This is a genomic window from Arthrobacter sp. CC3, from assembly GCF_039907775.1.
In the GTDB taxonomy this organism is placed as follows: Bacteria; Actinomycetota; Actinomycetes; order Actinomycetales; family Micrococcaceae; genus Arthrobacter.
Genome location: NZ_JARCCY010000007.1, coordinates 173730 through 195174, shown reverse-complemented (window position 1 = coordinate 195174; position 21445 = coordinate 173730). Strand labels below are relative to the sequence as shown.

Annotated in this window: 20 protein-coding genes and 2 pseudogenes; 7 read left to right on the top strand and 15 right to left on the bottom strand. The window is 61.2% G+C overall.

All coding sequences use genetic code 11. The features are described 5' to 3' along the window. Together PV761_RS06360 and PV761_RS06355 are read right to left on the bottom strand one after the other, a co-directional pair. The coding region (locus PV761_RS06360) for a hypothetical protein (RefSeq protein ID WP_347895264.1) at positions 1-240 on the bottom strand (240 nt) is incomplete at its 3' end. 49 nt (positions 241-289) lie between these two features. Beyond that, a complete protein-coding gene (locus PV761_RS06355; RefSeq protein ID WP_347895262.1) occupies positions 290-724 on the bottom strand; it encodes a hypothetical protein in 435 nt (144 codons plus the stop codon). A 182-nt stretch (positions 725-906) separates the two neighbouring features. Here PV761_RS06355 and PV761_RS06350 point away from each other — a divergent pair. Then, positions 907-1065 (top strand): annotated as a pseudogene (locus PV761_RS06350) (L-serine ammonia-lyase); the annotation flags it as partial. 4 nt (positions 1066-1069) lie between these two features. On the opposite strand, the gene PV761_RS06345 reads toward PV761_RS06350, so the two are convergent. Beyond that, positions 1070-2080, bottom strand: a complete 1011-nt coding sequence (locus PV761_RS06345; protein WP_347895260.1) for an Lrp/AsnC family transcriptional regulator — start codon at positions 2078-2080, stop codon at positions 1070-1072. 188 nt (positions 2081-2268) lie between these two features. Between PV761_RS06345 and PV761_RS06340 the strand changes: the two genes are divergently transcribed. From PV761_RS06340 to PV761_RS06330, 3 genes are all read left to right on the top strand, one after another. Then, positions 2269-3015, top strand: coding sequence for a DUF5058 family protein (locus tag PV761_RS06340; RefSeq protein ID WP_347895258.1), 747 nt, complete (start codon positions 2269-2271; stop codon positions 3013-3015). Between the two features lie 20 nt (positions 3016-3035). Then, positions 3036-3770, top strand: a complete 735-nt coding sequence (locus tag PV761_RS06335; RefSeq protein WP_347895256.1) for a hypothetical protein — start codon at positions 3036-3038, stop codon at positions 3768-3770. Positions 3771-3856: 86 nt separating this feature from the next. Beyond that, on the top strand, positions 3857-5326 hold the full coding sequence (locus tag PV761_RS06330; protein WP_347895254.1) for an amidohydrolase: 1470 nt from the start codon (positions 3857-3859) through the stop codon (positions 5324-5326). A 296-nt stretch (positions 5327-5622) separates the two neighbouring features. Here PV761_RS06330 and PV761_RS06325 read toward each other — a convergent pair whose 3' ends face one another. The 10 genes from PV761_RS06325 to PV761_RS06280 all read right to left on the bottom strand — a co-directional run bounded on the left by PV761_RS06325 (position 5623) and on the right by PV761_RS06280 (position 15662). Further along, positions 5623-6423, bottom strand: a complete 801-nt coding sequence (locus PV761_RS06325; protein WP_347895252.1) for a GntR family transcriptional regulator — start codon at positions 6421-6423, stop codon at positions 5623-5625. 383 nt (positions 6424-6806) lie between these two features. Beyond that, positions 6807-8081, bottom strand: a complete 1275-nt coding sequence (locus tag PV761_RS06320; RefSeq protein WP_347895250.1) for an FAD-dependent oxidoreductase — start codon at positions 8079-8081, stop codon at positions 6807-6809. Beyond that, positions 8078-8410, bottom strand: a complete 333-nt coding sequence (locus PV761_RS06315; RefSeq protein ID WP_347895248.1) for a 2Fe-2S iron-sulfur cluster-binding protein — start codon at positions 8408-8410, stop codon at positions 8078-8080. The genes PV761_RS06320 and PV761_RS06315 overlap by 4 nt, the downstream gene beginning before the upstream one ends. Positions 8411-8447: 37 nt before the next feature. Then, on the bottom strand, positions 8448-9422 hold the full coding sequence (locus PV761_RS06310) for a phosphotriesterase-related protein (protein ID WP_347895246.1): 975 nt from the start codon (positions 9420-9422) through the stop codon (positions 8448-8450). A 32-nt stretch (positions 9423-9454) separates the two neighbouring features. After that, positions 9455-10168, bottom strand: a complete 714-nt coding sequence (locus PV761_RS06305) for an aldolase/citrate lyase family protein (protein WP_347895276.1) — start codon at positions 10166-10168, stop codon at positions 9455-9457. A gap of 56 nt (positions 10169-10224) precedes the next feature. Then, positions 10225-11313 (bottom strand): amidohydrolase family protein, encoded by a 1089-nt coding sequence (locus PV761_RS06300; RefSeq protein WP_347895244.1) that lies wholly within the window; start codon positions 11311-11313, stop codon positions 10225-10227. After that, the gene (locus PV761_RS06295) at positions 11310-11876 is read right to left on the bottom strand and encodes a Rieske (2Fe-2S) protein (RefSeq protein ID WP_347895242.1); all 567 of its coding nucleotides are present in this window, start codon (positions 11874-11876) and stop codon (positions 11310-11312) included. The genes PV761_RS06300 and PV761_RS06295 overlap by 4 nt, the downstream gene beginning before the upstream one ends. Positions 11877-11894: 18 nt before the next feature. After that, the gene (locus PV761_RS06290) at positions 11895-13064 is read right to left on the bottom strand and encodes an alpha-hydroxy acid oxidase (RefSeq protein ID WP_347895240.1); all 1170 of its coding nucleotides are present in this window, start codon (positions 13062-13064) and stop codon (positions 11895-11897) included. A 50-nt stretch (positions 13065-13114) separates the two neighbouring features. Beyond that, positions 13115-14275 (bottom strand): amidohydrolase family protein, encoded by a 1161-nt coding sequence (locus PV761_RS06285; protein ID WP_347895238.1) that lies wholly within the window; start codon positions 14273-14275, stop codon positions 13115-13117. A gap of 37 nt (positions 14276-14312) precedes the next feature. Then, complete coding sequence (locus PV761_RS06280) at positions 14313-15662, bottom strand: MFS transporter (protein ID WP_347895236.1); 1350 nt, start codon at positions 15660-15662, stop codon at positions 14313-14315. Between the two features lie 1058 nt (positions 15663-16720). Here PV761_RS06280 and PV761_RS06275 point away from each other — a divergent pair. Both PV761_RS06275 and PV761_RS06270 read left to right on the top strand, forming a co-directional pair. Further along, positions 16721-17029 (top strand): annotated as a pseudogene (locus tag PV761_RS06275) (MaoC family dehydratase); the annotation flags it as partial. A gap of 32 nt (positions 17030-17061) precedes the next feature. Further along, entirely contained in the window at positions 17062-17256 is a 195-nt protein-coding gene (locus PV761_RS06270) for a hypothetical protein (RefSeq protein ID WP_347895234.1), read from the top strand. Between the two features lie 368 nt (positions 17257-17624). Here PV761_RS06270 and PV761_RS06265 read toward each other — a convergent pair whose 3' ends face one another. Further along, complete coding sequence (locus PV761_RS06265) at positions 17625-18467, bottom strand: shikimate dehydrogenase (protein ID WP_347895232.1); 843 nt, start codon at positions 18465-18467, stop codon at positions 17625-17627. 163 nt (positions 18468-18630) lie between these two features. Here PV761_RS06265 and PV761_RS06260 point away from each other — a divergent pair, with 163 nt between their 5' ends. Continuing rightward, positions 18631-19959 (top strand): MFS transporter, encoded by a 1329-nt coding sequence (locus PV761_RS06260; protein WP_347895230.1) that lies wholly within the window; start codon positions 18631-18633, stop codon positions 19957-19959. A gap of 211 nt (positions 19960-20170) precedes the next feature. On the opposite strand, the gene PV761_RS06255 is transcribed toward PV761_RS06260, so the two are convergent. Further along, positions 20171-21376 (bottom strand): MFS transporter, encoded by a 1206-nt coding sequence (locus tag PV761_RS06255; RefSeq protein ID WP_347895228.1) that lies wholly within the window; start codon positions 21374-21376, stop codon positions 20171-20173. Positions 21377-21445: the final 69 nt, after the last annotated feature.

Genomic DNA, 21445 nt, shown 5'->3' with positions numbered 1-21445 from the left:
TTCTTCCGCGACAACTCGCAAATGCTCTTCGGCGACGCCAAAGCCCGCGTCGAAGACATCCTCCGCGCGTTCTAGCACGCAAAACCCTTCGATTGGCTTGATCGATGGGACAATTTCAACCCGCCCAGCCATCTGCAAAGACGAGAAGGTTACTGTGCCAAGACGCCGCGTAAGAAGTTCAGATAGCCCGTCCCAAGTGGATTGCCAGTCCGGTCGGCGGGAGCCAGCCGCGTTGGCCAAGGAAGCACGAGATCCTCGGCCGGCCTTGTATATCGACGAAATCTGCGCCTCACCATGGGTTGGACTTCACTACCGGCACGAGTTTCTCCTCCACTACAGGCACGAACTGTTGGAATAGCACTAGGACCAGAAGCCACAGCAAGATCACTTGCAAAGAGGACATGCTTGCCCTCTTTGTCGGCGCGCAGCCGGGGTCCAAGGCCGCGTCGAGCACGGTGGGGGCCACGACAGTGCCGCCGTCCAGGACAGCGTCGGCGGTGAGGCCGGGGTGATGGGGCACTGCCGTGCTGTTGCGGACGACCACCATTACGTGCACGGACGGGACCACCTGGGAGACGTCCCCCACGTCCGAGGACCCGCCGACGAAGCCAGGCATCGTGTCCACCGGCCGGCCCACGGCTTCCATATTCGCGTACCAGGCCGCACCCAGCCCTTCGTGGATGTCCAGGGACACGTAGGGGTCTTCGGTCTGCCGGTGGTCCACGAGCACCCGGTGGCAAGGGCCGCGCCCTCGAAGCAGACGAGCACCCGCCGCTTGAGGTTTCGCCACACGTCCGCGTCGCCCGTCCGCTTCTCAACCTGGACCGTGGACTCATCCGCGATGACGTTCGTGGCAACCCCGCCGTGGGAGACGAACGCATTTCTTCTCGTCCTCAGGCAAGCACAGCCTTCAACGCTGCACGGATCAGCCTGCGCGACGATGGAAACCATGACGTGTCCCTCGACACAGCAGTCAAGACCAAGCGCGAGACCGGGCCAGACATGAACAGAAAGTACAAGGAAACCTTGCGCGGTGACCTGGCAGTCAACATCATCGCGTGCTGACCGCCTATGGGGTGGCAGAACGCTGCAAATAGGTCGCGCCGTAACCCCGTCGGCGTCCATTTTCATCGAGCAGTGTACCCACGAGTTTTGTTGTGCGCATGACCACCGAACGATCAGCTATGCGCACCTCGGGCAGCTGCTCTTCTATTGCAGCCTCGAGCCTGGAAACGTCCTCCAACGTCCGCATCCAGACTGTCATCGCGATGTTGTACCTGCCCACTATGGAGAGTACGGTACGAATCTCATCAAGCCGGCTCAATTGCCTGGCGATGCGGTCTGCATGGGCGGCCGGAAGGGACAGAAAATACCATGCGTTGACCGGCCAGCCTGATTCCGAACGTAGAACATCGGTCCGGAGCCTGATGGTGCCCGCGGACAGCTGGCTGGCGATCGATTCACGGACCCTGCGCTGGTTGGCACCAATAGATGCCGCAATCTCATTCGCCGTCGCACGTCCGTTGCGGAACAGTTCCTCGGCGACAGCTTCGTCGAATTCATTGAAGCGCCTCATCCGCCCGCTTTCGGGCTTCAGCGCACGCAGGGCTTCCACTTGCATCGTATCGAGTGCACGAAGGCGCCATTGACTCGCCTCGGCAAGAACCTTGGCGATTGGATGAGAATAGACCTTCGATACCAGGTTGGGCTTTTCCAGCCGCTCAAGCACGTACCTGTAAAGAGCCTCGCTCGTAGGGGCTATGACCGAGAGCACCAGGTCCCGCGACCCAGCGGTTATGTCGACTGTTGCAACCTCAGGATCCTCGAGTAAGGCTTTCGCCAGTTCCAAGAGCTTGCCTGGCATCGCCTCAACTTCGACGATGGCTCCGGGAGAGAGTCTGTCAACGGCATACCCCGTCACCCATGCAAGGCCCTCAGTGGAGATCCTATCCCAGCGGCGCCCCAGAGTGGCCGGATCAACCCCAAGTACTCGCCCCAAAGCCGCCCAAGAGACTCGGGGCTGGATTTGAAGGGCGTTGATCAGCCTGAGATCAAGCTCGTCCAGAGCCATTTCCTGCATGGAAAGCATTCTACAGGGCGATATCGTGCATCTTCACTCCGGCCTTCAACCGGAATCCTAATCTGGAGCAGACAAATTGCCCGTGATCGCAGTCATCCGGACTGTGCCCGTGCGCGTCGACGTCCGTGGTCGCCTGTGTGGTCAGGCGCCACCGGCCTTCCCCATCTTTCGAAATCCCAAGGAGTGACGTGGTTGCAACAGTTGTCGATCCGACATCGACGGATATCCAGCCCTTGGTCAATCACCCGGTGCTCTGGATATGCGCTGCCGGTGTTTTTTTGGTCATTGTTCTTCAGTCCGCCATCTATTTCAGGGCTATCCGGCGAGCCGCAGGCGACGCCGATCTGAGCCAGTCCCAAATCCGACGCTCCGTACGAACCGGAGCCGTAGCGGCCATCGGCCCGTCCCTGGCTGTCGCCCTCATCGCAATCTCGCTGCTACCGCTTTTCGGCACTCCCGCGGTTTTGACCAGAATTGGTTTGGTGGGGTCGGCGGCTTTTGACGTCGCCGCTGCAGGACTTGCCGCAGGGACACAGGGCGCCCAACTGGGCGGCCCCACGTACACGCAAAAGGTATTCGCGCTGGGCTTCGCTGCCATGACAATGGGCGGGCTGCTCTGGATGCTTGCGACTCTGATCTTGACGCCCATTCTGGGTAAAGGTGATGCCAAGCTCCGCCAGGTTAATCCAGCGGTCATGACGATCGTTCCGGCCGCAGCACTCCTGGCGGCATTCTTTACCTTGACATTCCAGGAGACCCTCAAGTCCCCTGTGCACCTTCTCACCGTAATCTCATCCGCCGCTGCCATGGGCCTGTGCCTCCTGATTGCCAAACGCTTCCACCTCCCGTGGCTTCGCGAATGGGGCCTGGGCATCGCCATTTTCGCCTCCCTGTCCGTCGCATACCTGGTCACCAGCTCCGCACCGGTCGCCTGACCCGTAGAAAGAAGCATCCGATGTCAGCTTCCACGCAAACACGCAGCGGCCTAGCTGCCTTTGACCGAACCACTTCAATCTGGGGCCCCATAACCCTGGCACTCGGGCTGACCATTTCCCTGGCGGCTGCCGTCTACGCGGCCTTCGGGACGGGTCTCGGAATCACAGGCCCGGAATTGTGGGCAGCCGTCGGGGCCGTAGTGGCCACCTTCGGCCTCTTCGCAATTGTCGAACCCGTGTCATATTTCCCCATCCTTGGCCGCTCAGCCATGTATCAGGCCTTCCTGATCGGAAACATCTCTAACAAACTCCTCCCTGCGGCAATCGTGGCCCAAGCCCAGCTGAACGAAAAGCCCGGCAGCCGGCGGGCGGAGCTGATTGCCGGAAGCGCCATTATCGGCGCCGTACTCGTTCATGTCACAACCCTCATCATCTTCGTAGGTCTCTTGGGTACCTGGATCATCGGCCTGCTGCCGCCCGCGATGATCAGTGTTGCGAGGCTGTACATCCTGCCCGCCATTTTTGGAGCCGTCGTCCTCCAGAGTGTCCTTGCCCTCAAGAGTCTGCGCACCACAATCATCGCTGCGGCCCTTGCCGGTCTGATTGTGTTCACAGGAATACCCCTGGCTCCCGGGATCACCCACTTCGCCACTGCAATCGCGGTGATTCTGACGATCATCGTTGCATGGTTCGCCCGTTCCAAAAACCAGGCGGCCAGCACGACAGGGTCCCCGACGGCAACTGTTCCCCACTAGAAACCCGGAAACCGCTTCACCGCCGCAGGTCCAGGCACATTGACCCCCGCCAACCTCACTCAATCCTCTGTGGAAGGAAACCACCTATGGAACACCTGAACCATCTGATCAACGACATCGAGGCGCTGGCCCCGGAATTCACCGCATTGTCGGACGCCATTTGGGACGAGCCCGAGCTGCGCTGGGACGAACACGGCGCAGTCGCCAAACAAGTCACCGTTGCCGAGAAGTACGGATTCTCCATCACGCGCGATGTTGCCGGGATTCCGACCGCGTTTTCTGCGGAGAAGGGCTCCGGTGGTCCCCTTATTGCTTTCCTTGGGGAGTATGACGGTTTAGCTGAGTTGAGCCAGGACAGCGGAAACCCCGAGCGATGCCCCGATCCGGGCAACCACACCGGTAACGGCCAAGGATGCGGCCACCATCTGTTGGGGGCCGGTTCACTCCTCGCGGCAATCGCCACAGCTCGATACCTCGACAAGAACGGCCTGCCAGGCCGGGTACGGTACTACGGATGCCCCGCCGAGGAAGCCGCCGCCGGAAAGAGCTTCATGGTCAAAGGCGGAGCGTTCGCTGACGTTGACACCGCTATCACCTGGCACCCCTTTGCGAGCACACTGTGGAAACAGAACCTGATGCTCGCCTACACGCAGGTGTACTTCCACTACAAAGGCGTCGCAGCACACGCCGGCGCATCACCTCACATGGGCCGCAGCGCGCTCGACGCCGTCGAGCTGCTAAACGTCGGCACGAACTTCCTGCGCGAGCACATGCCGGACACAGCGCGGATCCACTACGCCATCACCGACGCCGGCGGTTTGTCGCCCAACGTGGTCCAGCCCCGGGCCTCGGTCTACTACATCATCCGGGCAACCGATGGGCACCAAATGCGCGAGCTCTACGAACGGGTGCTCAAGGTCGCAAAGGGTGCAGCGATGATGACTGAAACGGAGCTCACCGTCGAATTCGACGGGGCATGCTCAGAGATTCTGCCCAACGACGTCCTCGAACAGGTCCTCTATCAAAACGTAAAGGTCCTCGGCGGTGTTCCTTTCGACGCCACGGATCAAGCCACCGCCGACCGCTTCGCAGCTGGGCTGGACCGCCGCGAAATACGCAGCATCAAGACATCAATCGGCTGGGCCCCGAATGAGGAAAAGGCGCTGCATGACGACGTACCCGAGTCAAACAACCTGCCGCGCGTGCAGCTGACCGGTTCCAGCGATGTCGGCGACGTCAGCTGGTCCGTGCCCACGGTCCAGATCATGGCCGCAAGTCTCGCTATGGGCACCCCTTTCCACACCTGGCAAGTGGTCGCCCAAGGCAAGCTGCCGGCAGCCCACAAGGGCATGATTTACGCGGCCAAAGCCATGTCGGGCACAGCTGTCTCCTTGCTTAGGGACAACACGCTCATCGACCAGGCAAAGTCCGAATTCAACGCCGTTACAGCAGAGACCCCTTACATCTGTCCGATACCCGACGGCGTCCTGGCACCGCCCGTCCGGCGTGCACAAATCGACGAACTCCAGAACGCGCTCGACACACAGAGCGTCTGACGCTCAGGATTAATTCCCAGAGGAGGTGCGTTGAATTGTGGCGCGTTTCCTCTGGGAAGCCTGTCAGTGACGGCTGGCAGGCAACCCAGGGGGCGGACGGGGACTGGGCATCGACGTCACAACCGGCACTCAAGGTGTTCGAAGTGGCACCCGCTGGGGGGACCCCGTGAATGTCAATCCCGCTGTCAGCAGGGTTGGAACCACGTGGCGACCGCTGCGTCGGCATCGCTAAGTAGGAAACCAGCCGGGGACACTAGACGCAAATGGGCGTTGCCGCCCGTACATGCCGAGCAGGATCACCCGACCTCGTTGGCTGGGGGCGACGCCGGTGACGACTCCAACTCCCAAAAATCCAAACCGTCCAGCCAGGTCACGAGCAAGTTGCATGTACTTTGAAAGTGATCGAACATGAGCGTCCTGGCGCCTGAAGCATCGCCTGACTCGATCCGGTCGATGACTGCCGAGTGGCCGAAACGGTTGATTTCAGCCCAGCCGGGAACGGAATGGAAGGATGAGTCAAACTGCAGGGGTACCAGCCGCCGCGCAGCCTCGGCAAACCAAAGCAGTTTAGGAGCATCAGCCATTGTATGGATAGCGGTATGCAGTTCGGCGTTGAGGTCTAGTGCATGCTTGCTGTGATGGTCCTCGAGTTTGTGCAGCTCAGCATCCAGCTTGCGTAGCACGAAGATACTTTCGGAGTTGGACCGGGTCGCAGCTCGCGCCGCGAGCTCACCCTCAGCGGTGGCCCACATGAAGTAAGTGTCAATAACGCTGTCGCGCCGTATGGGAACCACCCGGAAGCCACGATTAGGCTGATGCACCACCCAGCCGTCTCTCGCCAGCTGCAGCAAGGCCTCCCGAACCGGAGTGATACTCACGTCCAGTTTCTCAGCGAGGGGGGCGAGGCGCAGGGCATCTCCATGCTTAACTTCGCCGCTGAGAATTTGCTCGCGGATTAGGGCTGCGACCGCCTGACCCATCAATTCAAGCTTTAGCCCTTTTTGCATAAAATATAATTTATCATGCGCCCGATGGGCTCCGCCGGGCTGGTCCCGAGAAGCCACACGGCCGGTCACGGTCAAGCCTGAGGTCGACATTCCGTCGTCATCCTTGGCTCCACCAGCCCTCCCACGCCATAGAGACGAGCTCACCGGACGGGAAACTGTATTGGTCCGCTCCGGTGTGGGACACGGCTGGGTCCCGCACGACATGTCGTTCGCCGGCGCTGGCAGGATCGGCCGCGGTGTGGGCTGGGCGGACAAACGAACCTGTTTGGTTATTACCACCGCCCCCTTGTGACTTCTGTGGGTGGTCTCCCAAGTTCATAACCGGCATCCTTCTCTATTATCAGTCTTGATTCCACTCCTTCGGCGGCTATCCAGGCGGTGGTTCCGGATGCGGCGGCAACTTCTACGACGCCGGTTCTGAGAAACTTACCGGCTTTCCAAATACTCACCCTTGTTCCGATTACCTGTGCCATTCAGACCGAAGCGGGCCGTTCCTGGCTTTTCCGTTCACTGGGTGTGAGGACGAACGACTGCCTCGAAAATGCTTTCGGATCGAATTCGGCATCCAGCACCAGGCCGGGTGTGAGCGGAAGCTGTTGTTCGAGTACTTTTCGGGCGGCCATGTGCTCGGCAGGGCTGTTTACTGACTCCACTCCGGTGAGCTGGCCGTCCCGGAAGCAGTAGACCGAGAACTTCCCTGTCGCGGGCTCGCCACGAACAATCGATTCGTCGTCGCTGTGGATGATGCCGGCTATCTGCAGCTTTACCGTTCCCTGCTGGGACCAGAACCACGGAAGGTTGTCGTAGGGCGTAGGTTTGCCGGTAAGCGTCTTGGCCAGGCTTCTGGCCTGGTCAGTGGCATTCTGGACTGATTCCAGCCGGATCCGTGTCCCGGTGTATGCGTTGGGGTAGCTGCTGCAGTCGCCTAAGGCGAAGATGTGCGGGTCACTCGTTCGCAGGCAAGCATCCACCACGATGCCGTTGTCTGTCTCCAGGCAGGCCTGTTCTGCCAGCTCGCTATTCGGGAGAACACCGATGCCGACAACGACGAGGTCAGCAGGGTATTGCGCGCCGGTGGTGCTGATGGCCCTGCTGATCTTCCCTCCAGTTCCAGTCAACGAAGCGATGCCCTCCCCGAGCCTCAGTTTGATGCCGTTACCTGTGTGGACGTCTGCGAAGTAGCTGGACATGAACCGTGAAAGGACTCGTCCCATGGGGCGAGGTCCGAATTCGAGAACCGTGACGTCAAGCCCACGGTTTCGGGCTACCGCCGCGAACTCCAGGCCTATAAAACCCGCCCCAATGACGACAACGTGTTTGGCTGTGCCGAGCTCGGCCTGCAGCGCTTTGGCGTCATCGAGCGTTCTGAGGTAGCGAACTCCGTCCAGCTCGGAGCCCTGGACCGTGATTTCTCGGTTGCGGGCTCCGGTGGCAAACACAAGGCTTGTGTACGAAAGGATGGTGCCGTCGCTGGCAACGATTGTTTGCCCGGCGGGATCGACGGACGTGACTTGCACTCCCGGGTGGAACTGTACTGCGCGTTCGCCGAAGAACGTGCCTGCCCTGAGGGGAAGTGGACTTGCACTGTCGTCCTCAGCCATGAAGTCCTTGGACAGGGGTGGTCGTTGGTAGGGCAGGTGTGGTTCATCGGCGAACAAGTCGATGGCGCCCTCGTAGCCTTCCGTTCTTAGTGAGTCGGCCAATTGCACGCCGGCCTGGCCTCCTCCGATGATGACGATGCGGCTCATGGTTCCACCTGCGTGAGGGGAAGATCGACGGCGATTTCGTCAAGGTGCGGTCCGACTTTTATCTGGCACCCGAGGCGTGAACGCTGATCGTCTCGGGGGGATGAGGTGACGTCCAGCATTTCTTCCTCGTCCTCATTCATGGCCGGCAGGCCTTCTATGTATTCGTCGCGCACATAGATGTGGCAGGTTGCGCACATGGCTTGCCCTCCGCATTCGCCAATGATCCCGTCCACCCCGTTGGTGATGGCGGCCCGCATTACAGAGGTGCCGGGTACAGCGTCGATGACGTCCGTGGCCCCTCCTGGGTGGTGGAAGAAGATTTTTGGCATGGCATTTTTCCTAACGTGTTCGTGTGTGAAGTGGGTGTCAGGCCCTGCGGCCGACCATGATCCGGGCGGCGTTGGTGACCATGATCTGTTGGATGGTTTCTTCGGACACCCCTTTTTCCCGTATGGCTGGGAGGATCCGGTCGGAGATGTTGGCGTGGTGCCAGTTCGGTGCGTTCTTGGCCCGCCAGGACGGGGGCGTGTTGATGCTAAAGAACCCGGCGTCGTGCGAGAGGGTCAGGCGGTCGGCGTATCCCATTTCGCAGAGTTTTACGAGCATGTCAATCCGTTGTTCGTCTGGCAGGACCTGTTCCATTCCGAACCTGTCGAGTCCGAGCGTGGATCCGTTGTCCATGAGTTCGCGGAGGTAGCTTAGGTCCGTGCTGTCCCCGCAGTGACCGATGACGAGGTGCTCCATCGGGACGCCGAGGGATTCGAAGAATTTTTGTTGGTCCCTGCCGGTGAAGTCCTCGGCATGTGTGTGGGTGGTGATGGTCGCGCCGGTTTCCTGGTGCGCTACGGCCGCGGCTCGCATGATCCGGTCAACATCCGGGGTAATCCCGTATTCGTCGGTGGCGATCTTGATCATGGCAGCCTTCACTCCGGTGTCGGCAATGCCGGTCGTGAGGTCCTTGATGAAAAACTCTTCCAGCGGCTCGGACCGGTCCACCATGAGGCCCGGTCCATTGATCTTGTAAAACATAGGGAGGTCTTTGAAGGAGTAGAACCCAGTGGCGACTACGATGTTGATCTCTGTTTCGGCAGCCACCTGCTGGATCCGGGGGATGTATCGGCCAAGTCCCGGGACAGTCAGGTCGACCACTGTCCCGATGCCTTTCGCGCTAAGGGCATTGAGTCCGTCGATGGCGGTGCGGATCAATCGCTCTTCGTCCCATTCCGGATGTGGGTAGTCCTGTTCCAGTTCGGGGTTTTTAGTGAACAGGTGTTCGTGTGTCAGGGTCGTTCCAAGATCCTCCACAGCGATGGGTCCGCGGACGGTTTCAACAGTAGTCATGGCTTGCCTTTCAATGGGGTTGGAGCCTCTGCTTAGAGGACCGCGGTGATGGCGGTTGGGCGGCGCACTTCGCTGACGGCTCTGCGGATCATGGCAAAGTCCAGGGCGGCGGTGATCATGTTAAAGCCTTGGGCGGCGAGTTCCTCGGGGTCGCCGCTGAGCCCGACGATCCGGCCTCGTTCAGTACACGCTCGGCGGATCCTGCTGATGGCGTCCAGCTGCAACCGATCGCTGGTCTGTTCGAAGCTGAGAGGTTGGCCGCCGAGACTCACTCCTAAATCTGCGGGACCGATGTAGACACCGTCGACCCCTGGCGTATCCAGGATCTCCTCCAGATTCATGAGGCCTTCGCTGGTCTCGATCATGACAAGGCAGAGCACCTCCTGGTTGACAGTTTGAGGATCCGACCCGAGGCCGTACCGCGCCCGGATCGGACCCCAACTCCTGACGCCGCGGGGATGGTAGCGGCACGCCTGTGCCGCAAGCTTCGCCTCGTCGGCGTTGTTGATCATCGGCACGATGACTCCCTCGGCACCCGCGTCCAATGCGAGGCCAATGAGGGCTGTGTCGTTAGCGGCGACGCGAACCAGAGGGGTTGTTTCACTGCGCGCAACGGCCCTGAGCATCTCGATTAGCGTGTCGTGGGATGTCAGACCGTGCTGTTGATCGATGTAGATGAAATCCAACCCGGCCATAGCGAATTCCTCGGCGATCTGGGCACTCCCCAAAGCGCAGGAGAACCCCACCGCTGCCCCTCCGTCGGCCAGCCTGGCCTTGAGCCTGTTCGGCCGACTCTGGGCGGTCACAGCTTGTACCAGGACCGGGCAGTTTCGGACATCAGTTTTGCCTTCATCGTGTCGGGGATGACGGCAAGGAGTTCGTCAATGTCGTCGTCGTGACGGTGCGGGTAGTCTGTCGCGAACATCAGCAGGTCCTCGGAGCCGAGCCACTCAATGATCCGTTGCGAATGTTCCCGCGGGCCGAGATCTGCCGGGGCAACGGAGAACCGGACATGGTCTCGGATGATGTCAAGGGGCAGTCGGTCTACCCATGGTGTCTCGCGGCGAAGGCCTTTCCATTTCTTGTTCATGCTCCATCCCCATGTGGGGACCCAGCTGAATCCGCCTTCCATGACGGCAACTCGGAGGTCGGGGAACTTCTGGAAGGTCCCTTCGAAGACCATGCTGGTGAGCTGGGCAAGGTAGACCTGAGTTTCGGCCGCATACTGTTCGGCGTACCAGGAGGCGTAGCCGGTCGGGGATGGAGCGTCCTCTGTGGTGCCGCCCCAGTGGAGACCAATAACGAGGTCGTGGCGGGTGGCGGCTTCGTAGATGGGGTTGAAGATCCGCTGACCGTAAAGTCGTTCTGACCGGACGGGGAGCATGACCTGGACAAAGCCGGGGTGGGATCCGACGCGGTCGATTTCAGCGGCCGCTGCGATCGGGTCACGTGCCGGGATCACCAGTGATGCCACGAGGCGTGGGTCTTTGTCCAGCCATTCGGCAATGATCCAGTTGTTGACGGCGGACGCCAGGGCTGCCGCCCAGTCGGGATGCCGCAGGGAGTCGACGCCGTAGTAGCAGTTGAGGACCGCACGGTCGACCTGCCAGGGGTCGAGGATGTCGTTTTGGAGCATCGACAGCTTCGAGGCGGGCATCAGGCCGTCGTGTCGCCATTCGTCGCGCGCAGTGGTGGCTGCCCCGGGCGGGTAGCTCAGGCGGGGGCCGGTGGGTCCGTGCCAGCCGCGTTCCCGGGTCCCCTGGACCCATACCGGATCCATGTAGTCGAAGAGTGTCTCGATAGTGGGGACGTTTGCATGGACGTCGCAGTCGATGACGGGGCCCGTCCACAAGGTACTTCTCTGGGTGCTGGCGAGCAGGGGTGTGGTCATGGCGCTACCTCTACTTTCATTTCGGTGGTCACAGTTGGCGGGGGCGCGCAGGCGCCGGGTGCGGCGGGAGATCCGGGGCGTTGGGGCCGCATCGACAGCACCACATAGTCGGCCTCGATGGACACTTCGATAGTTTCGGCCTGGTAAGGGCCTTTGATTCGCCCTACGCTCCCGCCGTCGACCTGTTCGGCCACGTCGGTTCCGGCTTCTACGTTCACGGCAAAGGGCCGGGCGCGCATGTGTTTGGGGTCCCAGTATGACTGTCCTGTTTTAATGTCGAATTCCCAGTTGTGCCACGGGCATGTGAGCAGATCCTGCGAGTCGTCCAGGATGATTTTTCCCGGGACTGTGGCGGTCACGGAATTGACCAGCTGTCCCAGGCACAGGGGTCCGCCGACGTGGGGACAGCGGTTGAGCATGCCGTAGTAAGAGCCTTTGATGTTAAAGACACCCACTTCGCGGCCGCCAACGTCGACGATGAGACGGCTTCCTGGCGGTATCTCTTCTGCTCTGGCAACCACGAATTTCTGGGGCTTCTTGACGGAAGCTGCTGCTTCGTTCATTTCATGTTCGCTTTCTGCTTACGGGGCAAGGACGCCGACACCGGCAAGAGGTTGTGTGCCGAGCCATGTTGGATCCAGCTCCTGAATCGATGAGCAACCTAAAAGGCGCATGGTGCGGACCATCTCCGTGCGGGCTATTTCCAGAACGTGGGATACGCCCGCTTCTCCATCCACCGCCAATCCCCACGCGGGGAGCCGGCCGACCATTACTGCCTTTGCGCCAAGAGCTAGGGCCTTCAGGACATCGCTTCCGCGGCGGATTCCGCTGTCGAGGATGACGGCCACATCCTCGCCTACCGCTTCCACGATCTGGGGAAGTACGGCGATGGAGGCGGGGGCGCCGTCAAGTTGGCGGCCGCCATGGTTCGAGACGATAATTCCGTCCACACCGAGGCTGGCGGCGATGCGTGCATCGGAAATGCTGAGGATGCCTTTGACGATCAGGGGACCGTCCCAGTTCGCACGCATCCAGGCAATGTCTTCCCATGAGGGGGAATGCGATTCTTTACCGGTCCGAATCATTTCGGTGAGTTCCATGGGTTTGCCGTCTGCGGTGAGATCGGCAGTGTTGGGCAATACAAACGGCATGCCGTCCCGCATGAACCGGTAAACCCACCCGGGCCGGCTGAGCATCTTCGGGGCCATACGGAATACGTTGGAAAGATTGATGCTCATGTTGTAGCTGAAGCCGTTGCGGAAGTCTTTTTCACGGTTGCCGGACACGCTGGTGTCGATGGTCGCCACGAGCCCTTCGAAACCGGCCATTTTGGCGCGGCCGATGAGGGATCGCATGGCGTCCTGGCTGGCGAACTTGTAGGCTTGGAACCACTGCGGTCCTGGTGTCTCCGCGATTTCTTCCAGCGTGTATCCGGACGCCGAGGTCGCAACGTGGGCGATGCCCGCTTTGGATGCCGCAGCCGCGATTCCGAGGTCCCCGTCCGGATGCACGAGCCGCATTCCCCCGCAAGGTGCCGTCAGGATCGGCATCGAAAGATCAAGCCCCAGCAGTTTGGTTCTTAGATCAGGTTTTTCAACCCATGTCGCCCCGCGTGGTTCGAAGGCCAGATCGCGAAACCCCTGGACATTTCTCCGCAGGGTGACTTCGTCTTCGGCTCCGCCGTCGACGTAGTCGAAGATGGCTCGAGGAAGTTGCCGTCTAGCACTGTCCCGTGCGTCGTCATAGTTCAAGACAGCAGCCCGACGGCGGTCTGCCCAGGTCCTTGGGAAAGCCATGGTATCTACTCCCCCGTCGGCGAAGGCAGGCCGCTGTTTTCACGCAGCGGGATACCGTAAAGCTTGCTCGCGTTCTCACCGAGGATGCGCCGTCGGCGGTCTTCGGGAAAACTCTCGGGTACGGATTCGTATGGTGAGTCGTAGTCCCAGTGGGGATAGTCCGAGGAGAACATCAGCCTGTCAGCGAACCCGGAGTCTTCGAACATGCCGAATACACCTTCGAGCATGTCAGGACGTTCGGGTTCCTCCAAGGGCTGGGTGCTGAACCAGAAATGTTCCTTGAGGTACTCCGAGGGTTTGCGCTGCAGATGGGGCAGTTCATGGCGAAGCTTCTCCCAGGTTGCGTCGAGGCGCCAACTGTAGGGGGCGACCCAGTCCCATCCCATTTCCAGGACCGCGATCTTTAGTTTCGGGAAGCGGTCGAAGACGCCCTCGAAAATGAGGCTCGGAACCAGTGCAAGCGGCAGGACCCCAAAGGCCGCATGGGTTTCCGCATAGAAGTTCTGGCGCCCGGCGCCAGTGGGCTGCCGCCCCATGCCGGGAACGTGGAAGGACAACGGGATGTCGTAGTTTTCGCATGCCTCGAAGATCGGCCAGTACCTGCGCTTCCCAAGGGGGTCCTGGCCGGAAGGAGACATCAGCACCTGCACGAACTTGTCTCCGAATTCTCCCTCCTTGCAGCGCTGGATCTCCCGCTCCCCGCCGGGAAGGTCACGGGCCACCGTGACTGAAGCCCTGAACCGGTCGTCCGCTGCGCACCAGGTTTCGGCCAGCGCGTTGTTGTAGGCGCGGTACAGGCTGGTAGCCAGCTTGTGAGGCATGTTCGCTCCACCGTTGGTGATGATGTAAGTCTGCGGACACGTCAGAACAGCAGCCGTCATATCGAACGGGTCAAGTACTTGCTCGACCGCCAGGTATGGATCAAGGCCAACCCGTCCGTTGTCATCAACGGCGTCGAGCCGGTGGGTGAACTCACGCTGCGAGGGGTAGACACCGCCGCCCATGGCACCCAGACCATAGCGGCTGATGTACTCCTTCCATTGCTGCGGGAGATGAACCGCCACCTGCGGGTCTGTGGGCAGGGGCATCGGATGGAAATCGACGTCGATTACACCGAGTTTGGATCCAGTGGGCACCTTGGAGACGCTCAGGTCTGTGATAGTCATTGTTTTCCTTCTTGGACTCTCGCTATGGACGGAATCCCTAGAGCTTTGCTTTGTAGGTTTCCTTGGCCATCAGCACGCCCACGAGTGACAGCAGGCTGACGGCTGCAGTGAAGATGACGACCAGCTCGGAATGGGGCGCCCCGCCGCCGGTGATCAGCAGCCAGGTGCAGACGGCGGGAGTCAGGCCGCCGCCCAGGGTGCCTGCGATCTGATAGCCCATTGAGGAGCCGGTGTAACGAAGATGGGTGGGGAAAAGTTCGCCCAGCCATGCCGCCAACGGCGCATAGCAAATGGCGTGTGCGATGGAAATGAGGGATATGGACCAATAGAGTCCTGCGACGCTTCCGGCGTTCACTTGGGCGAAGAAAACTACACCCGTTACGGCCTGCAGGATGAGACCCAGGCCCACGACCTTCTTGCGCCCGATGTAGTCGGACCACGTGGCGAAGATCGGCTGTCCGACCACACCCAAGGCAGCCGCAACGATGGAAGCTGTCAGCAGGTCCGAGCGGGAGAAGCCGACCTGCAGGCCATAGGAAGCGGCGAACGTCAGATATACGGCACTGACTGCGAAGGGCCCCATAACCAGCAGAATGGTGACGATCAGCGTCCGGGGGTGCTTGAACACCTCTACTAGCGGCGCCTTCCTCTGGGAGGGCGCCTGCGCTTGTTTCTTCTGTTCGGCAAGGAAGACCGGACTTTCACTCACACCGAGACGGATCCACAAACCGATCATGACCAACACAGCCGAAAGCAGGAAGGGAATCCGCCATCCCCAGGCCAGCAGCTGCTCCTCGGGCATCATCCCGGCGACCAGAGCGAACACACCATTAGCAACGAGGATTCCGCCAGTCAGGCCCATCTGAGGAAAGCTGCTGGAGAATCCTCGGCGCTTGGGCGAGTGCTCCATGGCCATCAGAACCGCTCCACCCCACTCGCCCCCGGCGGCAATGCCCTGGACAAGTCGAAGGATTAGCAGCAGGATCGGCGCCGCGACCCCAATTTGGGCGTAGGTGGGAAGCAATCCCATGGCCGTGGTGCAGACACCCATAGCCAGGATGGACAAAACAAGCATTTGCTTGCGTCCAACCTTGTCGCCGTAATGGCCCCAAATGGCTCCACCAAGGGGCCGTGCGAAGAACCCAACAGCAAGGGTGATGAAGGCCAGCAGCGTACCCACCAGCGGATCGAACTGCGGGAAGAACAGGACGTTAAACACCATCGCGGACGCGATTCCAAACAGGTAAAAGTCGTACCACTCGATCAAAGCCCCGACCAGGCTCGACAGCAGAACTCTCCGCTGCTGCCGCGGAGTCGAGACAGACAAATCGGGATCTATTGCCAGCGCGCTTGGCGGGATAGATGTGCTCGTCGTTGAGTCGTCCATTAGGGCCTCCGTGTGACACCGGGCACTTCCCGGGTATGAGACGACCATAGCTTTTATATTTTATTAAATCAACGCTTAGGGTGAAATGATGCACGTCAAAGTGTTGGCACCGCTGGACCTGTTCTGAGGGCCACGCGGCAAAGCGGCCTGAAAAAGGTGATCATCGGCGAGGTCCCGAATTGAAGCGCTCGAACGGATCGTGGAACAACGCAACGTCGGCCTCAAAGTTGCAGCCCGCGCTGGAGATGGCAATTTTGCATCCCACCTTCTGGGTTCCGCTAACTGGACGGAGGCGTCATGCCGCCCCACTCCCCCGCGCCTATGAACCACCAGAAGCAACTTCGCTGTTTGTCATTCTGCTCCCCATCATCGCTGGGCGGGTCCTCCATGCAACCAGGGCGCTACGCGCCGGTCACCATCCAAAGTTTCGCTAGGCGCTCCTGCGTCGCTTATTTCCTCGCGGAACTTTGGACCGTTCCCGGTTCCCCAAGTTGCCCTCCGGACCCTCCAACCCAGCGGTGACTCCATGTATCAGAACGACGCACAAATCTGACAGACACACCCGGTGCCCGCCAGCCGCTGAAGGAGAAGGACCATGGAACCGCTCACCATCAAAACCCCAGCCGACGTCCTCAGTTTCGTCGGACACACCCTCGGCTTCTGGCCGCAGGAAAGCCTCGTCTGCATCACCCTGGACGCCAACCGCATCGGCGCCACCCTCAGAGTCGACCTCCCCCACCGCGAGGGCGGACTCAGCTACGCACGCACAGTCGCCGACTACCTCGCCCACGACACCAGCGCCGCCAGCGTGCTCTTCGCCGTCTACACCTCCGAAACCCAGAAACCCGGTCAGCCCCAACCGTACGCAGCAACCATCGCAGCCCTGACCTGCGCACTGGCCGAACGCGGAATGACCATCCGCGACGGACTCCTCGTCGGAGACACAACCGTCTCCCCGTACGACGGCAATCCCAAGGACGGACTGACACTGCCGCTGAACGCGACCCAGTCCAGCCAGATCAACGCCGAATTCGTCTACCGCGGCAGCAGCATCGAGCCAACGCGCCAAGGACGGCCCGTTCGGCGCCCCGATCGCCCACGGCTTCCTCACGCTCTCGCTCATCATCCCGTTCTGGGGCGAGCTGTTCGACGTCGACGGCGTCACCACCAAGGTGAACTACGGCCTGGACAAGGTCCGCTTCACCTCACCGGTGAAGGTGGGCTCGCGGATCCGCATGCAGGCCACCATCGCCGAGGTCACCGAAGTCAAGGGGGGCGCCCAGATCAAGGTGTCCAACACCATCGAGATCGAAGGCCAGGAACGCCCCGCCGTCGTGGCCGAATTCCTGGCCCGCTTCTACAAGTAAACCCAACCGTGATTCCCGGGTCCCCTGCTGCGGTGACCCTGGGTGAAAAGCGGCCCGCGGAGATTGCAGAGCCGCAGGCAAAAGATGCCGTGGTCGTCGGCATCGACTTCGAAGTGATCCTGCTTGCCGACGAAGAAGAAGCCGGGGCCCAACTCCCGGAGCGTTTCGATGATTTTGCTGTTAAGCGAGACGTCGGGCTTTCGTTCGCTTTCGCCGGAAAGCTCTAGCAGTTCGACGTTGCGACAGTCCTTTGCCAGCCTCTTGATGCAACAGCAGTTCCCACTCTGCTCTTCCGCCGAGAGTTCTTCCAGCTGAACACTCTCAGCACGTCTCACAGGCAGTCAGAAATGCGACGCCTACACAAAAGGCCTGCTAGCGAGATTCAGTGGGCAAAACCTCGCCAGATGAACCCATCGAGCCTTGTCTGGATGCCGCCGGGGCAAATGGGTCCTCTCCGTCGGGCCTCTGCATCTCTGGCTTTGCAGTTGAGGGACGGGGCCAAAGGGGGTCAAGCGGCACGCATGTCCAACGCGTTATGCCGCCTACGATCAAGCTAAGCGCTGAGGTCGACGTTTTCGCCGTACAGCCCGCAAGCTCAACTCTGGCTCTGGCTCTGTAGGAGCTTGAGCCTGGTTTTCAGTAGCGCGTCCGCCCCCGGTGTCAGGCTTAGGAGCGGGATCATCGCGGCCGCCTGGGCTCGCAGATGGTCCCAGCCATCCGCGCACGCCAGGCCCTGCTCCCTCGCAGCCCTGATGCTGGCGGTGACGTGTCCTGCGTAGACATAGTCGTATATGAATGCGTCATCGGCTAGCCGCCCTCGGCCCCAGACTGGCCCGTCGTCGGGCTTCTTTCCCACCGGCGTTGCGTTCACGATGAGGGATGCCTGCAAGGCCTGGTGCTGGGCATCGGTCCACGTTGCGGATTCGGCAGAAAGACCCAAGGCCCTGGCCAAAGCCAGGAGTTGACTGGCCGCCGCCGGGTCCCGGTCGGAGATGGTAACTCGCTCGGCCTGGTTCTGCAGCGCGACCAGTGCCGCCCTGGCGGCGCCGCCGGCACCGAGCATCACGACATGCCGCTGGTGGCGCCGACCGACCAGTTCGCCGACGGCGGTGATGTCAGTGTTATGCGCCGTCAACCTGCCGCCGATGTGGATGAGCAGGTTCGAGGCGCCGCTCAGGCGGACCTGCTCCGATGTGATATCCGCAGTCCCGGCGGCCCACTGCTTGTGCGGCATCGTGACATTAGCGGCCACAACGTCCGATTCCAGAAGCCGGGCACGGACACCTGCCATCGGAAAAGCTGCTGGTACGTCCCACGCCTCATACCGCCACTGAGTGCCGAGCTGTTCCAGCACCGGGTTCCACAACCCGGGGGACATAGCCCCTGAGGCTTCGGACCCTATGAGGAACAGTCTGGTGCCGTCTACGTTTTCGTCCATGATTCCGCCTTTCCTGAAGACCGGTTGGGGCAATCAGCGCTTGTGAGCCAGTTCACGCTGCGCTATGCTCTTACATAGTCGCATATCGCACAGCTGTTCGGTATCCGCACAAATCATTTATTCAAACACCCCCACCGTCTTTCAGTGCGGAAGGACCAGCACCATGACCAATCTCGTAAAGAGCCCGCTCGTCGTCGACGAGGAGCGCCGGCTCAAGAGGGCCAAAAAGGCTGCCCTTGCCGCGTTCCTGGGAGGCGCCCTGGAATACTACGACTTCTTCATCTATGCCACCGCGGCATCACTGATCTTCTCCAAAATCTTCTTTCCCTCAGGGGACCCGACAGTGGCCCTCCTGGCGTCCTTCGCCACTTTCGGCGTCGCCTACGTGGCACGGCCCTTCGGTGCGGTCCTATTTGGCCACCTCGGCGACAAAATGGGCCGCAAGACAACACTCGTCCTGACACTGGTCCTGATGGGCGCGGCCACCTTCCTCATCGGTGTCCTCCCGGATTTCAACACCGCCGGCTACTTCGCCCCTGCCATGCTGGTGCTCCTGCGTCTCATGCAGGGCCTCTCCGCGGGAGCCGAAACGGCCGGCGCGTCGGCGCTGACCATGGAAGAAGCGCCCGCAGGACGCCGCGGATTCTTTGCCAGCTTTGCGATGAGCGGCATTTCGTTCGGCATCGTGTTGGCCTCGCTGGCCTTCCTGCCCGTGGCCGCCATGAACGAGGCGGACCGGCTCGCCTGGGGCTGGCGCATCCCGTTCTGGCTCTCGATCCTGGTTCTCGTGGCCGCCTTCCTGGTACGCCGATCACTGGAGGAACCTGAGGTCTTCGAGGAGAAGCACGACAAAGGCGAGACGGTGAAACTACCCTTCGCCCAGATGTTCAGGACCCACCCGGCTCAGTTCTTCCAGGTAGCTCTGATGTCCTTCCAGGTTGTGACCAACACCTTTATGCAGTCGTTCGGTCTGGCGTACGCTGTCTCCGTCGGAGTCAACGCGGCCACCATGCTGTGGGTCAGCATCCTCGGCAACGTGATCGCCATCGTCAGCCAGCCGCTCTTCGCCCGCCTCTCGGACAAGTTCGGCCGACGCACCGTCTTCATCACCGGCGTCCTTGGTTCGGGCCTGATGATCTTCGTGTACTTCTCGGTCATCTCCACAGGCAACATTCCTATGATCTTCCTGGCAAGCACTCTGATCACGGCGGGCACCTACGCGGCCTCCAACTCTGTGTACCCCGCGTGGTTCTCGGAACTGTTCAACGTCAAGGTCCGCTACTCCGGCATGGCTATCGGCCTGCAGATCGGCATCCTCTGCGCCGGCTTCACCCCGCTGTTGGGTACCGCCCTCGTCGGCGCGGACAAAGCCAACTGGGGACCCGCCGCATGGATTGTCGCGGCATCCTCATTGCTCGCCGTGGCAGGGGCCGTGTGGGCCCGCGAAACCAGCAAGACTCCGCTCCGCGAACTCGGCAACCTCGTGGACTGATACTGTAGCTGGTTGGTGAAACCGCCACTCCGGCTCCTTGCAAACCTTCAAGTCTTGTCGCATGGATAACCTGGGCCGAAGATCTACTGACGGAAAAGCGCCTTTTCGGTCTGTTTCCAGCCTCGCGGCAACCGCCACGGATCGCTGACGGCTTTGGCCTACGCCATCAATGTCACTCCGGTGCTACTCGACGACGTGCAGGCAGGGCTGCTCAACCGTCAAGTTCTGAGGGCTGGGTCATTCGCGTTGCAGCAATGGCCAGAAGCGTAAGGAGGCCGACTGCAGCCATAGTGATCGCGACGGTCAGTGGTCCGATGACACCCAGCGTCGATTCCAGGGCCGCTGCGCCGAGCCAGGTGCCGATCGCGGTTCCGCCGTTGAATGCAGACACCGCAATGGCGGCTGCGACTGTGGGCGCTGCAGGGGCGAAGCGGACGGCAAGGCCGGTGCCGACGGGCGGAATTCCCATGCCTGCGCTGCCGAGCAGGAACATGAGTAAGAAGGTTGCCACTGCATTCGTGGATAGCGGCACGAGCAACGCCATCAGGACGACCGTTCCCGCTGTGGCGGTGATGAACGTCGTGACCGGACGCTTATCGGCGAAGCGTCCGGCGAGGTTGGTGCCGATGATGGCGCCGAGTCCGAACACCACGAACAGCAGGGGGACAGCCCAGGGCGGTATCCCGGCGCGGCCGGTCGCGAGCGGGGAGAGGTAGCTGAAGACTGTCATGTAGCCGCCGGTGGCAAGAACGGTGGCGATGACGAGGAGGGCCATGCGGCGGCTCGTGATCGCGCGAAGCTCGGCGCGAATGGACGGAGCGCCGCGGCCGGCATCTGCGGGAGTGAAGCGTGCGATGACCGGTGCCGCCAGGACGGCGAGGACTGCCAGTGCCCAGAAGGTTCCGCGCCAGCCAAGGAGTTGGCCGGCAAAGGCACCGAGCGGGACGCCGGCGACGGTCGCCAGACCTACCCCGCTCATCATGACGCCGAGGGCGCGTGAGCTATTGGCCGGCCCGGCCGCGTGGGTGGCAACAGCGGCGGCGACGGACCAGAACGCACCGGCTGCCAACGCGGTGACCACGCGGGCCATGAGAACAATCGCGAAGTCGCTGCTGAATGCTGCGATGATGTGCCCGGCCGCGAAAACAAGAAGGGCGAGGACGAGCGTGGCGCGCCGCGGTAGGCGAAGGGTGGCCAAGGCCATGACCGGCGATCCGATGATCATGCCGATCGCGAAGGCCGTGATCAGGAGACCAACCTGGGCCAGGCCCACCTGAAGGTCGTCGGCCAGCTCCTGGAGGAGCCCTGCAACGAGGTATTCGGTGGTGATCATCAGGAACGTGCCAAGCGCGAGCAGTGGCACGATGATGGGCAACCGTTGGCGTGTTGGCGCTGTCGAGGTGATAGACGTTGTCATTCGTTCGGTGGTTTCCTTCACAAGGGTTGAGTCGGGAGCCAGAAACGCTCCGCCCTATCGACAATGCCG

What these genes read in the sequence shown, in the direction of transcription:
- PV761_RS06345 (WP_347895260.1), bottom strand. Translation starts at nt 2,080, where the DNA reads ATGCAGGAAATGGCTCTGGACGAGCTTGATCTCAGGCTGATCAACGCC.
- PV761_RS06315 (WP_347895248.1), bottom strand. Translation starts at nt 8,410, where the DNA reads ATGCCAAAAATCTTCTTCCACCACCCAGGAGGGGCCACGGACGTCATC.
- PV761_RS06330 (WP_347895254.1), top strand. Translation starts at nt 3,857, where the DNA reads ATGGAACACCTGAACCATCTGATCAACGACATCGAGGCGCTGGCCCCG.
- PV761_RS06335 (WP_347895256.1), top strand. Translation starts at nt 3,036, where the DNA reads ATGTCAGCTTCCACGCAAACACGCAGCGGCCTAGCTGCCTTTGACCGA.
- PV761_RS06260 (WP_347895230.1), top strand. Translation starts at nt 18,631, where the DNA reads ATGACCAATCTCGTAAAGAGCCCGCTCGTCGTCGACGAGGAGCGCCGG.
- PV761_RS06280 (WP_347895236.1), bottom strand. Translation starts at nt 15,662, where the DNA reads ATGGACGACTCAACGACGAGCACATCTATCCCGCCAAGCGCGCTGGCA.
- PV761_RS06265 (WP_347895232.1), bottom strand. Translation starts at nt 18,467, where the DNA reads ATGGACGAAAACGTAGACGGCACCAGACTGTTCCTCATAGGGTCCGAA.
- PV761_RS06320 (WP_347895250.1), bottom strand. Translation starts at nt 8,081, where the DNA reads ATGAGCCGCATCGTCATCATCGGAGGAGGCCAGGCCGGCGTGCAATTG.
- PV761_RS06295 (WP_347895242.1), bottom strand. Translation starts at nt 11,876, where the DNA reads ATGAACGAAGCAGCAGCTTCCGTCAAGAAGCCCCAGAAATTCGTGGTT.
- PV761_RS06285 (WP_347895238.1), bottom strand. Translation starts at nt 14,275, where the DNA reads ATGACTATCACAGACCTGAGCGTCTCCAAGGTGCCCACTGGATCCAAA.
- PV761_RS06300 (WP_347895244.1), bottom strand. Translation starts at nt 11,313, where the DNA reads ATGACCACACCCCTGCTCGCCAGCACCCAGAGAAGTACCTTGTGGACG.
- PV761_RS06325 (WP_347895252.1), bottom strand. Translation starts at nt 6,423, where the DNA reads ATGTCGACCTCAGGCTTGACCGTGACCGGCCGTGTGGCTTCTCGGGAC.
- PV761_RS06255 (WP_347895228.1), bottom strand. Translation starts at nt 21,376, where the DNA reads ATGACAACGTCTATCACCTCGACAGCGCCAACACGCCAACGGTTGCCC.
- PV761_RS06310 (WP_347895246.1), bottom strand. Translation starts at nt 9,422, where the DNA reads ATGACTACTGTTGAAACCGTCCGCGGACCCATCGCTGTGGAGGATCTT.